This window comes from Paenibacillus sp. PK1-4R (genome assembly GCF_030369595.1).
Lineage (GTDB): Bacteria > Bacillota > Bacilli > Paenibacillales > Paenibacillaceae > Paenibacillus.
The window spans coordinates 4,144,148-4,157,909 of record NZ_CP126535.1 but is presented as its reverse complement, the minus strand read 5'-3'; the positions used below and the strand labels follow the sequence as shown (position 1 = coordinate 4,157,909).

The 13,762-nt window shown below is 44.9% G+C and carries 13 protein-coding genes; 4 read left to right on the top strand and 9 right to left on the bottom strand.

Annotation, left to right across the window (positions count from 1 at the left end):
• Positions 1–269: 269 nt before the first annotated feature.
• Complete coding sequence (locus tag QNO02_RS17980; protein ID WP_017687885.1) at positions 270–452, top strand: YjfB family protein; 183 nt, start codon at positions 270–272, stop codon at positions 450–452.
• A gap of 146 nt (positions 453–598) precedes the next feature.
• Here the strand turns inward: QNO02_RS17980 and QNO02_RS17975 are convergent, their stop codons facing one another.
• The 5 genes from QNO02_RS17975 to QNO02_RS17955 form a co-directional block, all read right to left on the bottom strand.
• The gene (locus QNO02_RS17975) at positions 599–1,336 is read right to left on the bottom strand and encodes an HAD family hydrolase (protein ID WP_249912370.1); all 738 of its coding nucleotides are present in this window, start codon (positions 1,334–1,336) and stop codon (positions 599–601) included.
• 71 nt (positions 1,337–1,407) lie between these two features.
• Complete coding sequence (locus QNO02_RS17970; protein WP_289389545.1) at positions 1,408–2,457, bottom strand: zinc-dependent alcohol dehydrogenase; 1,050 nt, start codon at positions 2,455–2,457, stop codon at positions 1,408–1,410.
• 271 nt (positions 2,458–2,728) lie between these two features.
• Positions 2,729–3,967 (bottom strand): aspartate aminotransferase family protein, encoded by a 1,239-nt coding sequence (locus QNO02_RS17965; protein ID WP_133385226.1) that lies wholly within the window; start codon positions 3,965–3,967, stop codon positions 2,729–2,731.
• A 90-nt stretch (positions 3,968–4,057) separates the two neighbouring features.
• Positions 4,058–5,266 (bottom strand): MFS transporter, encoded by a 1,209-nt coding sequence (locus QNO02_RS17960; protein WP_133385225.1) that lies wholly within the window; start codon positions 5,264–5,266, stop codon positions 4,058–4,060.
• 342 nt (positions 5,267–5,608) lie between these two features.
• Positions 5,609–6,241 carry a DUF1963 domain-containing protein gene (locus tag QNO02_RS17955; RefSeq protein ID WP_133385224.1) on the bottom strand — a complete coding sequence of 211 codons (633 nt, stop codon included), beginning with the start codon at positions 6,239–6,241 and terminating at the stop codon, positions 5,609–5,611.
• Between the two features lie 204 nt (positions 6,242–6,445).
• Between QNO02_RS17955 and QNO02_RS17950 the strand changes: the two genes are divergently transcribed.
• The gene (locus QNO02_RS17950) at positions 6,446–7,147 is read left to right on the top strand and encodes a pseudouridine synthase (RefSeq protein WP_133385223.1); all 702 of its coding nucleotides are present in this window, start codon (positions 6,446–6,448) and stop codon (positions 7,145–7,147) included.
• A gap of 70 nt (positions 7,148–7,217) precedes the next feature.
• Here QNO02_RS17950 and QNO02_RS17945 read toward each other — a convergent pair whose 3' ends face one another.
• The 3 genes from QNO02_RS17945 to QNO02_RS17935 form a co-directional block, all read right to left on the bottom strand.
• Positions 7,218–8,147: a DMT family transporter gene (locus tag QNO02_RS17945; RefSeq protein ID WP_133385222.1), complete on the bottom strand. Its 930-nt coding sequence runs from the start codon at positions 8,145–8,147 to the stop codon at positions 7,218–7,220.
• Entirely contained in the window at positions 8,144–8,995 is an 852-nt protein-coding gene (locus QNO02_RS17940) for an AraC family ligand binding domain-containing protein (protein ID WP_133385221.1), read from the bottom strand. The genes QNO02_RS17945 and QNO02_RS17940 overlap by 4 nt, the downstream gene beginning before the upstream one ends.
• A gap of 225 nt (positions 8,996–9,220) precedes the next feature.
• A complete protein-coding gene (locus tag QNO02_RS17935; RefSeq protein ID WP_502921834.1) occupies positions 9,221–10,336 on the bottom strand; it encodes an NADH:flavin oxidoreductase in 1,116 nt (371 codons plus the stop codon).
• Between the two features lie 223 nt (positions 10,337–10,559).
• Here QNO02_RS17935 and QNO02_RS17930 point away from each other — a divergent pair, with 223 nt between their 5' ends.
• On the top strand, positions 10,560–11,141 hold the full coding sequence (locus QNO02_RS17930; protein WP_289389543.1) for a TetR/AcrR family transcriptional regulator: 582 nt from the start codon (positions 10,560–10,562) through the stop codon (positions 11,139–11,141).
• A 93-nt stretch (positions 11,142–11,234) separates the two neighbouring features.
• Here QNO02_RS17930 and QNO02_RS17925 read toward each other — a convergent pair whose 3' ends face one another.
• A complete protein-coding gene (locus tag QNO02_RS17925) occupies positions 11,235–12,488 on the bottom strand; it encodes a cytochrome P450 (protein WP_249912380.1) in 1,254 nt (417 codons plus the stop codon).
• A 98-nt stretch (positions 12,489–12,586) separates the two neighbouring features.
• Between QNO02_RS17925 and QNO02_RS17920 the strand changes: the two genes are divergently transcribed.
• Positions 12,587–13,744, top strand: coding sequence for a YhgE/Pip domain-containing protein (locus QNO02_RS17920; protein ID WP_249912381.1), 1,158 nt, complete (start codon positions 12,587–12,589; stop codon positions 13,742–13,744).
• Positions 13,745–13,762: the final 18 nt, after the last annotated feature.

The window sequence follows — 13,762 nt, the reverse complement described above, 5'->3', positions numbered from 1 at the left end:
CTTGTGCAAATCAGAGCGAATAGCGTGTGCCAGGTTCATTAGAATAAAATAACTTTAATAAGGGATGTCCTCAGTCATGCTCATGACTTATGGCATCCCCTTTTTATGCTCCATTAATGATGCAAGGAACTGCCTGAAGCTGAGGGTGGTTATGATTGATTGGAATGGATTTCCGTATACATTTTGATCGACCTTTTAACAATTCCTCCCTTGTGACCGATATATAATAAGTACATCTATGTAATCAGAAAGTGAAAGGAGTGCAGAACATGGATATTGCAGCATTATCAATGGCGATGAGCCAAGCTTCAGTAGTGCAGTCGGCAAGCTTGCAAGTGATGTCGATTACAAAAGACATGGCACAGCAGCAAGGCCAGCAGATGGCGGAAATGTTGAAGTCAATGCCTGCTCCTCATCCCAATCTGGGTGGAAGTCTCGATCTTTCGGTTTAGTTGAAATTACAGCATGTGTCCTCATGTAACACCCATTGCAGCAAGCAAAACCCAAACAGCTCCAATTCGAATGAATTGAAGCCGTTTGGGTTGTTTTTTTTCTAAATACTCATTCCCGAAATTACGATCCTTTTATTTCGATCTTCTCAGCGAAACTTTGACAAACTTGGCAATCTGCCTTCAAAGGGCAGTGTGTCCTTCAATGTCCATAACTCATCGTAACTGGAAATCTGAAGATCGGCTTTGGACAAGTCCTGATTGCCTGATCCCGGATTACGATATCCGATGCAGCGCATGCCTGCACTTTTGGCGGCCTGAACACCATTGCGCGAGTCCTCGATCACCAGACAATTCGAAGGGGATGCACCAATCATCTCAGCGGTGGTCAGGAAAATATCTGGTGCTGGCTTGCCGTTTGTAACTTCCTCACCTGTCATTCGCACCTCAAAGTATTGTCCAAGTCCGGTTTTGTCCATGATCAGATCAATCAGTGCACGTGGAGAGGAAGAAGCAACGGCTATGGGTACGTGTTGCTCATGCAGCCAGCTTAACCAGCGTTCCACGGAAGGCATTGCTGTGAGATTCGGATGGGCAAGCATCGTTTGCATCACATTATGCTGATGATAAGCAAATATTTCTTCCAGCGTAGCTGTCAGCTGATGTTTGTCCAATACTTGCTGCCACATGGATTCCAGCGTAACGCCAACATAGGTATGATGTTCTTCATCAGTCACCCTTGCTCCAAAATGGGTAAAAGAGCTGCGCTCAATCTCGAAATAAATCGGTTCGCTGTCAATCAGTACACCATCCATGTCAAAAATGACTGCTTGAATGCTGTCATCATCGGCCGCTTCCAGTCCGCCAAACTCTTGGTTTGCTACCATGTTGTATTCCTCCTCCAGGATTGTGTATACATATATCTCTAATGTAATCCATTCATGGTTAACCTTCCACTTTAGAAACTGGAACCGCTGGATTGCAGCACAACTTTAATGGCATGTGAAGAGGCTTGAAGTGTGCGTCCCTGAATATCACAGCCAAGTGTACGGAATGCCTCTTCGTAATCCTCCAACGGGAAGGAGTGGGTGATGATTTTTTTTGCCGGAATAATCCCTTGTTCAATCATATAATGTGCGGTAGCAAATGTCCCCAGAGAATCGATGGAACCAATAATTTTTAGACTGCGGTCCACAACTTCCTTGGGATTGAAGGATGTGTTTCCATCTCTCAGACCAACCAGCATCAGATAACCGCCACTGGCGAGCTGGGAAAGCACTTGTGTGCCCACAACACCTGTTGTATCCACGATCATATCGACCTGATGGGTTGCGGGTGACAGCGATTCTATTGCACTTTCGAAGGATGAATGAACTTCCCAACGATCGGGTGCAATGGAACCGGCAATGGCTAAGCGTTCTTCGGAGATGTCGACCAGACAGCCGGTAACACCTTTGGAGGCGAGCGCATAGCTGTACAGAATGCCAATCGGGCCTGCGCCAAGGATGATTGTTCTGAAATTCGGCAGTAGATGGATCTGATTAATCCCCGTCAGCATACAGCTGAGCGGTTCCGTCAAAGTTGCTTCTTCATAGCTCACATGGTCCTTCAATTTGTACAAAAAACGATCCTCGGTCACATAATAATCTGTAAATGTTCCGTCAGCACTCACACCTGTCTCGGTAACAGACTTGTGTGTGCAATGATTTTGTCTGCCTGTTCTGCACATGTCACATTGTCCGCAATAGTAGGTAGGGTCGATCACAACACGGTCGCCCGGTTGTAATGTCGTTACCGCAGAGCCAACATCAATGACTTCTCCGGCAGACTCATGACCGAGAATGACAGAAGGAACTGCATGATATTTGCCGCTGACAATACCGAGATCGGTACCACATACTCCGGTTGCCCGAATACGAACCAACACCTGATTATCTCTTGTAATTTCCGGGACAGGCCGTTCCTCAAGCGCCACATCCCAAGCCGATTTGTATACCAATGCAAGCATGATATGACCTCCTTATAATTATATAAAAATATAAATATAGCGATTCATCTTAAAACTGTTTCTGACAAGATACAAAGTAGTGAAGGGACGAAATCGATTCTGGAGAAGCGGGAGCGTTCGCCTCAAAGCTTTCTGAAAGAAAGCTGCTTCGGAAGCATACGCTATCAACGGATTTTTCCCTTGGGAAAAGGGGAATCAAAAAATCCGGGGATAACAGCGATCGAAAGGTTGTTCTGTTTGCGTAGTGTTCGAGTGTAATATGAATTACTCTCTAATGAACGCTGGCAAGCACTGAATCCAGCCGCTCCACAATCTCAACCAGTTCGTCTTCGGTTGTGGTAAGGGAAGGCCGGACTTTAACAACGTTACCGAAGCCATATCTTGAACTTCTCAAGATCAGATGCTCAACTGTAAAAGCACGGTCAACAATGGCATTGGTTTTTAGTGTATCCGGTTCATTACCGTCACCTACGATCTCCAACCCCCACATTAACCCGACGCCACGAACTTCCCCGATACTTGGGTATTTCGTAGCCAATTCATGCAGCAATTCACCCAGAATTTCACCTTTGCGTGTCACGGCATCCAGAAATCCGGGTTCAGATACCACCTCCAGGGTGGATTTGGCAGCGGTTACGGAGATCAGATTGCTTCCAGAGGTGAAGGAGTGTTCGTGCTTTTCGAGCACATTTAAACGGGATTGCATTAATACAGCAGCAACAGGTACGCCGATTCCGCCAAGACCTTTTGCAAGGGTAATCATATCAGGCTGGATATCAAACAGTTCACTGGCAAACATGGTTCCAGTACGACCAATGCCGGTCTGTACTTCGTCAGCAATGAGAATAATATTGTACTCATCACACAGTTTACGCAGACGTTTGAAATATCCGGCAGGAGGGATGATATTGCCGCCATTGCCAAGAATGGGTTCGATAATCATGCAGGCGACTGAGCCGGAACTTGCATATTCTATCGCATCGGATATAGCTTCAACGCATTGATAGCCGCAGTCTCCATTGGAAGATTTGAATGGGCAACGATAACAGTATGGGGCAGGTACATGGACAGCGTTAGCCACAGCCGAATTGGGGAACCGTTTCCGCCTGAAGGCATTCCCAGAAATCCCGGTGGCAAATTGAGTCTGCCCATGATGGGACAGATACAGGCTGATGATGTCTGTTGATTCGGTATACTTCTGTGCAATTTTGGTTGCACATTCGTTTGCAGTTGAACCAGTGATATCCCGCATCCATCCGGCATTAATGTCGTTTGGAGCATATTCGATTAAGTGATCAAGCACTTCATTTACGTACGGTTCGGTGAAGGAGGAAGACATATGCGTCAGATTGCCGACTTGTTCCTGAATTTTGCTGACTACATGTGGGTGATTATAGCCCAGTGACAGATTGAACGTGCCCGACACGCCATCCAGGTATTCAACACCTGAATCGTCAATCAACTTAATCCCTTTTCCGGCTATGAAGCGGTTGTTGGTTAAAGTTTGCATACGATTTCCTCCAATATAATGGTGTACTAGCTCGAACAAAGCTCAACAATCCCGGATGATGCGGGCATCACCTCCCTTAAGAAACGATGTTTACATTTCCTTGCTATGTTGTGCGAGAGCAGCACGTACTGCATTATTTTTTACAGTCCATAGATGAGAGACCATCAATGTGAGCAACAGGATCAGACAGAATCCGGCCAAAATCCAGATCGTATTCACAACAGGCCCTGTACTCATACTCCATCCAGTCACATACTGCAAGATGGCACCTCCAATACCACCCGATGCGATCAGGATACTGGTTGTCCGCTCGGTCATACCGGGAATCAGAACATTTGCATAGACCAGTGCGATACAGAACAGCCCTGACATGAACAGACCGGTTCCGAAGATGAGCACATACGTTGCCCACTGTCCAGTTACAAATACCATAGCGACCGTAAACAAAAGCGTGCCAACCGTACTCCAGATCAGGAAAGGCATATAGTTGACGGATTCGGCTATTTTTCCGGAGAAAAGACGACCGATGATCATCGCAATCCACAGGATGGAGACACTCAGCGATGCGACAGATTCCTGAAGCTGCAATCGTTCTACGAGAATGGAGGGCAGGAAGTTCATTAATCCCAGTTCCAGTCCCATGTAGATGAAAAAGAAGATGACAAAGATCGTCAGCAGACCCAGCTGTTTTCTAGAATATCGGGCTTTACCTGCTGAGTGTGCCACTGTATTCTCGCCAGCCTGTTCCAGATACAGTGCGGCTGAACGGGGCATGGTGATCCACAGTAGCATGAGAACGAGTGACAACACGGCCACTGTATAAAAAGTAAGATGCCACAGATCCATCCAGATAAATAAAGCAGCGACAGCGGGGATGAGAAGTGCTCCAAGAGCAAAGAACACATCAAGCTTGGACATCGCTACGGCTTTCTGATTCTCAGTGAATTCGATCGTGAATGCTCCAACGGAAGGCTCAATAATGCCTGAGCCAAAGCCGATGAGAATAGTAAGTAGAAGAACGCTAGTCCAAGATGGCAAAAATCCGAGAACAGCATAAGCCGCTACAATACAGACCAGTGCAATCAGTAGCATAACTTTTCTTCCGATCCGGGCAGTCATTGAAGGAGCGACAAGAACCCCGACAAGAAATCCAAGGAACTGCAGAAATAACAAAAATCCGCCATCACTATAACCGCGCTCATAATATGTCAATAAAACAGGGAGAAGGGCGCCGAGCACAACGCTGGTTATGCCGATTAACAGATAAAAACCGCAGCTTAGAGCGAATATTCTTTTCATAAGTCTGCCTCCTAGTTGGATAAAAATTTTATATTATGTAATTAATGTTTATTTCATATATAACTTATACCATAAATGCACAAATGTACATGCTTTTTGTTGTAAAATAATGTTAAATTTTGATGAGGAGAAATATTTCTCGTGCAAAGTTTCATCTAAAACGATTTCGTGTCGAAAGGATAAATATGATCCAATCCATATGACCTTTTAACAGGGTTTGGCATTTGTATTGATCGAGGATAGTAACACGTGCATATATAAAAAACGTTCCCTGTCTGAGTAGACGGGAAACGTTCTGATTAGCCCTTTTATATGATGTTACCTGACCTCAACGTATCGCCATTAAGCAGTCTGTACAAAGAATATTCCATCGAATGGCGCGTGAGCAGACGCGGGACCCCTTCGCAAAAATAAATAACCGTTTGCATCGGGAAGACCCAATATATCCCGATAAGGCTCAGGAAAATCTCCGGAATATATTTGACACACCAGTTGATGTTCTTCTACCAAATGGTCAATTCCTTTCACACCATTTGGTAACGTGGGAGAGAAAAATGAGAATGCAGGGAATGCCTGATCGTCTAACTCCATTTCAATCAAACGTACGCCGCTTAACGGAATGGGTGGAACGGGACATACGGAAGTGAGTGGATGCGAAGATACCGAGACATAAGTGCACCCGGCGAGAATATTCTCGTTCCATTCCAGCTCATCTCCCGTATAGGTTACCTGATCCAGAAAATATTCGGAGGCGGAGTAGGTCGAGAAGACCGAGATATATTTATCTTGTGGTAAAGAAGGGATATGGACCTGCTGTGAAAGTGTATTACAATTAATGGAGAACAGATGCAATAAAGGCTGCCCCTCGGGGTTGAGAGGCCAGTCGGAAACGTATGCAGTTTCTCCACCAATCCACATGCCAGAGTCTTGGTTTGGATCATCGGGGTCAACTGTAAATCGAGTAACTTTGTACATGAGAAACTCCTTCCAGCGTGTATTTTGGCATTCCTATGTAACGTTGTATGTGTTTTTATATAACCATTCATTGCTTCGTTTCAGTATAAATGAGATGATGTGGAATGAAAATCAGTACAAGGTACTAACTCATTGCACGAAGCGAATGAACGTACCAGCACTCTAAGAACCAGTGGCAATACTATAGATGAGAAGTGGTGACACATGTTAATTAACAAATACATAAGTGAAACGGGATTCTGCTCCCGCAGGGAAACGAACCGTTTAATTGCAGCTGGACGCATAACGATCAATGGCAGGGTATGTGAAAAAGGGGCGGAAGTTGAACCTCATGATGTGGTACTCATTGATGGCAAGGAGATTCCTCGTAATGACAGTGAACCTGTCTACATTGCTCTGAACAAACCCATCGGTATTGTCTGCACAGCAGCAGCACATGTGGAAGGGAATATCATTCAATATATGAATTATCCTTCTCGCATATTTGCGATAGGCAGGCTGGATAAGGCATCTGAGGGGTTGATTTTGCTTACGAATGATGGAGGCATTGTGAACAAGATGATGCGTTCGGAGCATAACCATGATAAAGAATATGTAGTGACTGTAGACAAACCCATAACAGATCAATTTGTAAAGTCCATGTCTGAAGGCGTTGAAATTCTGGACGTGGTGACCAAGCCCTGCGAAGTGTATAGGCAAAGTGAAGATGTATTTCGTATTATTCTGACACAGGGTCTCAACCTGCAGATCCGTAGAATGTGCAAAGCCTTGGGGTACCGAGTGTTGAAGCTGGAACGCATCCGAATTATGAATATTAGGCTGGATCAACTGGAGCGGGGGCAATGGCGTCATCTGGAGCAAGAGGAACTGGAGATTCTGCTGTCTCAATTAAATGAGATAAAATGAATGACTTCTGCGCATGTCAACGGTGGTCAACCACGATGTCCAGTTTTATCAGTAAAAAATGAAGCAAACACTAACCCCTATGCGGATTAGTGTTTTTGTTGTTAAGCTTGTGTCCTTTTCGTTCTGAAATGTAAGAGCCAAATAGGGTTAAGAACGCACCGAGAACAATCACCCAGGTTATCTGCTCTTGAAGAATCAGTGCAGATGACACAACTGTAATGACAGGCACCAGATAGATATATACACTCGTTTGGATAGCTCCGAGAAGATTCACGGCCCGGTTCCAGGTCACGAAACACAATGCGGAGGCACCCAGACCGAGGTAGAGAACATTAGAAAGGTTGGTCATACTTGTGAAGCGTCCGAGTTCCCAATGGAATTCAAACAGGAACAGAGCTGGCAGCATGAAGATCAGGCCATAGAAGAACACTTTGCGAGTCGCACCAATGGTGTGATAACGAAGCTGGCCAATTTTCCGCATTAACACAGAGTAGATCGCCCATACCGCAGGTGCTATAAAAGCAAGCAGATCACCTACCGGATTCAATTGCAGAACGAAACTGCCGTTCAGTGCGATGAGTAGGATGCCGCTCAAGGCAATCCCAAATCCGATAAGAAAGCGGCGCGTTAACTTCTCACCATCCAGGAAGAAATTGGCGAGCACGGCAGTGAAGAACGGGGCAATGGAGACAATAACACCCACGTTGGAAGCGGTTGTGTACAGCAGGGCAATATTTTCAATGAGAAAATATAGAGTCACTCCACATATTCCTGCTCCGATAAATAACCATTCTTCTCTGAATGAGGCGATCCGCAGTGAACGCGGATAGATTAGCAACAGTACCAAATACCCGATCAGGAAACGGAAAAATAGAATCTCCACTGGAGTGAAATCAATCAACAAGACCTTTGTTGAGACAAACGTAGTTCCCCAGATCAATATGGTAAATAAGGCGAGCAAATGTCCGGTAGCAGCATTAGTGTCATGATGACTCGTCATACGAGGTTATCGATGGTTCGTTTCAACTCCGTATCATGGTTGAAGATACGTTTGTATTGCTTCGGCGTCAGCCCGATCAGTTTTTTGAAAAAATTCGTGAAATGGCTCTGGTCACTGAATCCTGTCTGTGCGGCTACTTCAATGGGAAGCAGGCCTTGTTCCAGCAGACGTTTGGCTTGATTAATGCGAATCGTTTCCAGATAGCGGTAAGGTGATATGCCTTTCTGGCGAGTGAATAAACGCAGCAGGTGATACTTACTCATCTCCGTCAGATCGGCTAACTCGTTCAGCGAGATGCTCTCCATGTAATGAGCTTCTATGTAATCACATATGCGTCTGATCTCTGCGGTAACATCCTGCGTGGATACAGGCGGTTCAGCATCCGCATAATCTCGCATTAATTGATCCAGCAGAAAGAGTAACAATTCTTCTTTGCAGAAATCCGATTGCTCCTCCAGAATCATCTGATGAAGCTCGTGCAGGGAACCCACAAGTTCACTCTGATAGAGAACGGGGGATGTGAACCGTGGCAAGTATGCTTGTCCAGTAATCTCTTTTGCATACTCTCGCATAACCTCAGGCTGGACGTTGATACAGCGATAATCGAGGGTTCTGCCATCGACCTGTTCGCAGGCATGAGGATCATGTGGATTAAAGACAATCATGTCGCCACTATTCAGAATGTATTCTTCGTTGTTGCAGACGAGGTGACGCTTGCCTTGCTCAATAAATCCAATGACGTAATAGTCATGAAAATGATTGGGAAATTTCTGCATAATGCCTTCAAATTGATAAGCTTCTAGCTGTAGATCGGTATCAAATACCACAGTCCGGACTTCCCGAGTCATGATGCACCTTCTTTCTGGTATGTTAAGGTCATTATAGGTTGCAAAGAAGGAATTTTCTTGAACGATATTGCTATTGCTCGAAGTGTTTGATCGCACAGATAGCTCCAAAAACAAAATACCCGCAATCCCGGAGGGAAAGCGAGCCCTTTGCATAGTATAGTTGATTCATGAGTTCGAACCTATATATAGGGGAGAAAAAATGTCTGGAACAATTAGTAATTGTTCTTAGTGTAACGTAGCCAGTGCTTCAGGTGTAAAAGCCTGAATCTCAGATACGCGGCCTTCGCGTATTTTGGCAGCCCATGCCGGATCACCAAGGAGTGCACGTCCAACAGCTACCAGATCAAATTCCTGCTGCTCATATCGCTTCATGAGTTCGCCCATACCTGGATGTTTTACTTCATTTCCTTCTTCTTCAGGCTCATCTGCCATACCTACAGAACCGACCGTTATCGTGGTTTGACCACTTAGCTTCCGCACCCACCCTGCAAATCCAAGATCAGATCCTTCAAACTCGGGCTCCCAGAAGCGTCGTGTCGAGCAGTGGAAGATATCTACACCTGCATCAACCAGCAAACGAAGGAATTGTTCCAGTTCTTCCGGTGTGTCGAACAGTCTGGCTTGATAATCATTCATCTTCCATTGAGAAATCCGCATTGCAATAGGGAAATCAGGACCTACCGCAGCACGAACTGCCATGACAAGTTCAACCGCGAATTGAGTTCGTTTCTGTAGGTCACCACCATAGCGGTCCGTTCTCCTATTCGTTGTTTTCCAGAAAAACTGATCGATCAGAAAACCGTGTGCACCGTGAAGCTCAATTCCGTCAAAACCGATGCGTTGCGCATTAACTGCTGCATCAGCATAAGCTTGAATCACAGTTGCGATCTCTGCCTCCGTCATGGGCGCACCTACTTGAGTACCTTCCATATCAACTCCCGATGGACTCAGAGATACTGCTTCCGGGTGAGGGTCAGATCCTGAAGGACGAACGATTCCCATGTGTAAAATCTGGGGGAAGATTTTGCCGCCAACATCATGAACTTGTCTGACCACTTCAGCCCAGCCTTGAAGAGCTGCTTCTCCATACATATGAGGGATTCTAGGCTCACTTGATGCAGACGGATGTTCAATGGTTGCACCTTCTGTAATAATGAGTCCAACACCATGCTCGGCACGTCGACGATAATATGCGGCTACGTCGGGGCCAGGGACACCGTCCGGAGAGAAGGCACGAGCCATGGGGGACATGACGATGCGTGAGGGCAGGGTTAACTTTGAAACGGTGTATGGTTGAAACAAACGCTCTGTAGAAATAATGTTATATTGTGGATTACTCAAAATATGCACCTCCATTATGTTGTACCTCTCAGTGGGTACGAGTGCAATGTTAGCAAGGTCTAGAGGCATGCTCAACCAACAGTTTGATTGTTTTGTTGCTTAAGCGAAAGACACGGATTATTGTATGGTGTCTTTGCACTTACTTTCACTTGTTGAACAAATAACACTTATCTATAATGAAGGAGTCTAACCAAATATTTTGTGTACAAAGGAGGATTGGGACATGTCGGGTGTATTGTCTCCAAACTCGAACGATCCGCGTGTGATTCGCACTCGGCAATTAATCCTTGATGCGTTTTTAGTTCAACTGAACCTTAAAAATTTCAACAGCATTACGATTCAAAACATTACGGAACAGGCCACAATTAACAGAGCCACATTTTACGCCCATTTTCAGGATAAATATGCACTCCTTGAATCCTTGTTATCGGATGCTTTTATGGAATATGTAACAAAAAGGGTGGACCCGGATGCACGGTTATCAGCGGAAACCATACAGCAGCTTATATTTTCATTATGTGATTATCACGTCTCAAGTAATGAGTGCATCAAAAAATATGAGACGGTTGCACCAATTATTGAAGAGAACATCAAGACTCAACTGGAGCAATTCCTTCTTGAATTAATGAGCAAAGTGGCGAAGGATGTAGATCCCAAAACGCTAAAAATGACTGCAACCATGCTAAGCTGGTCGATCTATGGAATGACGTATCGATGGAATGTGGATGGAAGACAGGAATCCCCTGCTGAGTTAGCTCAACGAGTTGTCCCCTATATGATGGGCGGATTGGAATTGTTGAATTAAATTGATTTGAATGAGCTGATCAAATGAATCAATCAAAGGCATGAGAAAAAGAGCAGATGATCTGCTCTTTTTTGGTATTCGCACTAACCGAATTTACTTATACAGCTTCATCGGAAGGTTTGTTAAGGACTGCCCAGCGGCAGATGGAGTCAGGTTTTCTTCCAGGATGAACCCTTGAACAGGTTCAATTTTGGTGAATGTCTTTAGGAATGCGGTTAATACGATCTTCGCTTCCAGGCGCGCCAGAGGAGCCCCAAGACAGAAGTGCGTACCGAAACCAAACGCAAGCTGTTTGTTATTGTTCGAACGATGAATATTCAGTGTGAATGGATCTTCGAACATGTTCTTGTCCATATTGGCTGCACTCATCCACGCCACGATGGCATCTCCTTTATTTAACTTAACCCCAAGAAGATCGTTATCCTCTTTGACCATGCGGTCCATTTTACTGATGTGAAAACGATATCTCAGCATTTCTTCTACCGCGGCTGGAACAAGTTCAGGATGATCTCTGAGTTCGGCATACAATTCCGGTTGGTCATATAGAAGGGCGTAGAACGAGTTGGCCAGCAGATTACTGGTCGTTTCGATGCCAGCTCCCAGAATAAACATTGTGGTTCGCACAATCTCTTCATCTGTAAAAAATTCGCCATCCAACTCAACCTGAATCAGGTCTGATATGATATCTTCTCCCAGATTGGATCGTTTGGACACAACGAAGGGATACAAGTACTTGAAGTATTCTTCACCGGCAATCTTTTTCAATTGGTTAATCTGTTCAAAGGTTGCATCGGTAGTAGGCATAAACATGGTGTCCACCCAATCCTTGAATAGATTACGATCTTTGGAAGGAATACCGAGCAGGTCAGACATGATAATGACAGGAAACATACTCGTATATACTTCAACAATATCCACTTCAGGTTGATGTTCAAATGCGCTGATTAATTCTTCGGCCACGGCCTCAATTCTTGGTTCCCAGAGCTTGAGACTTCTTGGTGTAAATGCACTGGCGAGTAAGGATCTCCGCTTACGATGTTCCGGGGGATCTACGTTGTGAATATCCAGCTTGTCCGGCATATGGTGCTCGTTCCCCGAACCTTCTTCTTCATTCGAATATCCTACGTTAACAATCGATCTTTTTCTCACACTGGAGAAGTGCTCGTGATCATTAAGCACCGTTTTGACAAGATCATACCTGAACACATGCCAGGAATCGGTTTCTTCGTTGTAGACGACAGGTTCCTGATTCAACATGCTGCGATACCAACGGTAGGGACTGAATTCTTCTTCTTTCGATTGAAAATTCGTGATTTCAGATAGAGAAATTATAGCGCTCTTCTTCATTCGTTTCGCCTCCTTGGTTGGTCTCATTGACAAATATACCAAACAAGAGTACTTTAATTCAAGTAGTTTATATTATAACAAACAAGGTGGAGTAGACAGTGAAGAACATACTGAAGCATGGCGGAGTCAAAGCAGGCATATTCATGATTGTTTTTTATCAGATCGTAATGTTGATCGTTTTTATGTCAGGGTATAGTGCCATCCCGAAAAATGTAACGAATCTTACCGTGGCTATTGTAAACGAAGACCAGCAATCCGGTACGGAATTTGTACAAAAATTGCAAGAGCAATTGCCGTTTAACGTGGTAATGGATGAATCGTTGCAACAGGCGAAGACAGGACTTGATGACCGGGATATTCATATGATCATTCGTATACCGGGTGATTTTACGGAGAAACTGTCTGAACAGGGCGGGAAAGCGCAGCTCCAGTACCTGATTAATGAATCGAACCCAACAACAATTACGAGCACCATGAAAAATGTAGCTGCTGAAATTACTGCGCAGATGGGAACTCAGATTCAGGCACAGAGCTTCGAGGGGGTACTGAGCAGTATGCAGGTTCCAGCGGAGCAATCGAAGCAGATTGTGGAATCCACTATGGGAAAAGTGTCATCTGACATCGTTCTGAGTAACCCGCAACCAGCAGGCATGCAGAATCAGATGGCACCGATGTTCATCACCATGGCGCTGTATGTCGGGGCTATGATCTATGCGATGCAAAGCATTGGCGGAATGCAGCATCTTCAAGGACAGATGGGGAAATGGAAAGCATTCTTTGCAATGCGAGGAGCCAACCTGCTTATTTCCATCCTTGCTCCACTTGTAGGGATCGGCATTTATTTTATGGTGCAGGGGTATGGGGTGGAAGTGTTTTTGAAAATGTGGATGGTACACAGCTTGCAGCTGTTTGTGTCGATTGAGTTCACAAGTATCTTTATCATGCTTCTCGGTCAAGGTGGAATGCTGATCAATATGATCTTTGTACTCAGCCAATCCATTGCGAACGGGACGTCCATGTCACCGGAGATGATGCCAGGATATTTCAAATTCGTAAGTCAGATTACACCGATGTTCTATTCAACACATCTGGATTATAATATTCTCTTCGGCGGAGGGAAAACAGTAGAATATGCGGTCGGACTGGCACTGGTGGGTGTGGGAGCCTTTATTATCAATACGGCCATCCATCATTTCAAAAAAGCCAAACAGATCGATACAACACAGGAGCCTGTACAACAGCCCGTTATGATATAAAATAGAAGTTATGAGGGT

Coding starts and splice junctions, on each gene's coding strand:
- QNO02_RS17970 (WP_289389545.1), bottom strand. CDS start 2,457: ATGCTTGCATTGGTATACAAATCGGCTTGGGATGTGGCGCTTGAGGAA.
- QNO02_RS17960 (WP_133385225.1), bottom strand. CDS start 5,266: ATGAAAAGAATATTCGCTCTAAGCTGCGGTTTTTATCTGTTAATCGGC.
- QNO02_RS17945 (WP_133385222.1), bottom strand. CDS start 8,147: ATGACGAGTCATCATGACACTAATGCTGCTACCGGACATTTGCTCGCC.
- QNO02_RS17940 (WP_133385221.1), bottom strand. CDS start 8,995: ATGACTCGGGAAGTCCGGACTGTGGTATTTGATACCGATCTACAGCTA.
- QNO02_RS17980 (WP_017687885.1), top strand. CDS start 270: ATGGATATTGCAGCATTATCAATGGCGATGAGCCAAGCTTCAGTAGTG.
- QNO02_RS17975 (WP_249912370.1), bottom strand. CDS start 1,336: ATGGTAGCAAACCAAGAGTTTGGCGGACTGGAAGCGGCCGATGATGAC.
- QNO02_RS17965 (WP_133385226.1), bottom strand. CDS start 3,967: ATGCAAACTTTAACCAACAACCGCTTCATAGCCGGAAAAGGGATTAAG.
- QNO02_RS17955 (WP_133385224.1), bottom strand. CDS start 6,241: ATGTACAAAGTTACTCGATTTACAGTTGACCCCGATGATCCAAACCAA.
- QNO02_RS17930 (WP_289389543.1), top strand. CDS start 10,560: ATGTCGGGTGTATTGTCTCCAAACTCGAACGATCCGCGTGTGATTCGC.
- QNO02_RS17925 (WP_249912380.1), bottom strand. CDS start 12,488: ATGAAGAAGAGCGCTATAATTTCTCTATCTGAAATCACGAATTTTCAA.
- QNO02_RS17950 (WP_133385223.1), top strand. CDS start 6,446: ATGTTAATTAACAAATACATAAGTGAAACGGGATTCTGCTCCCGCAGG.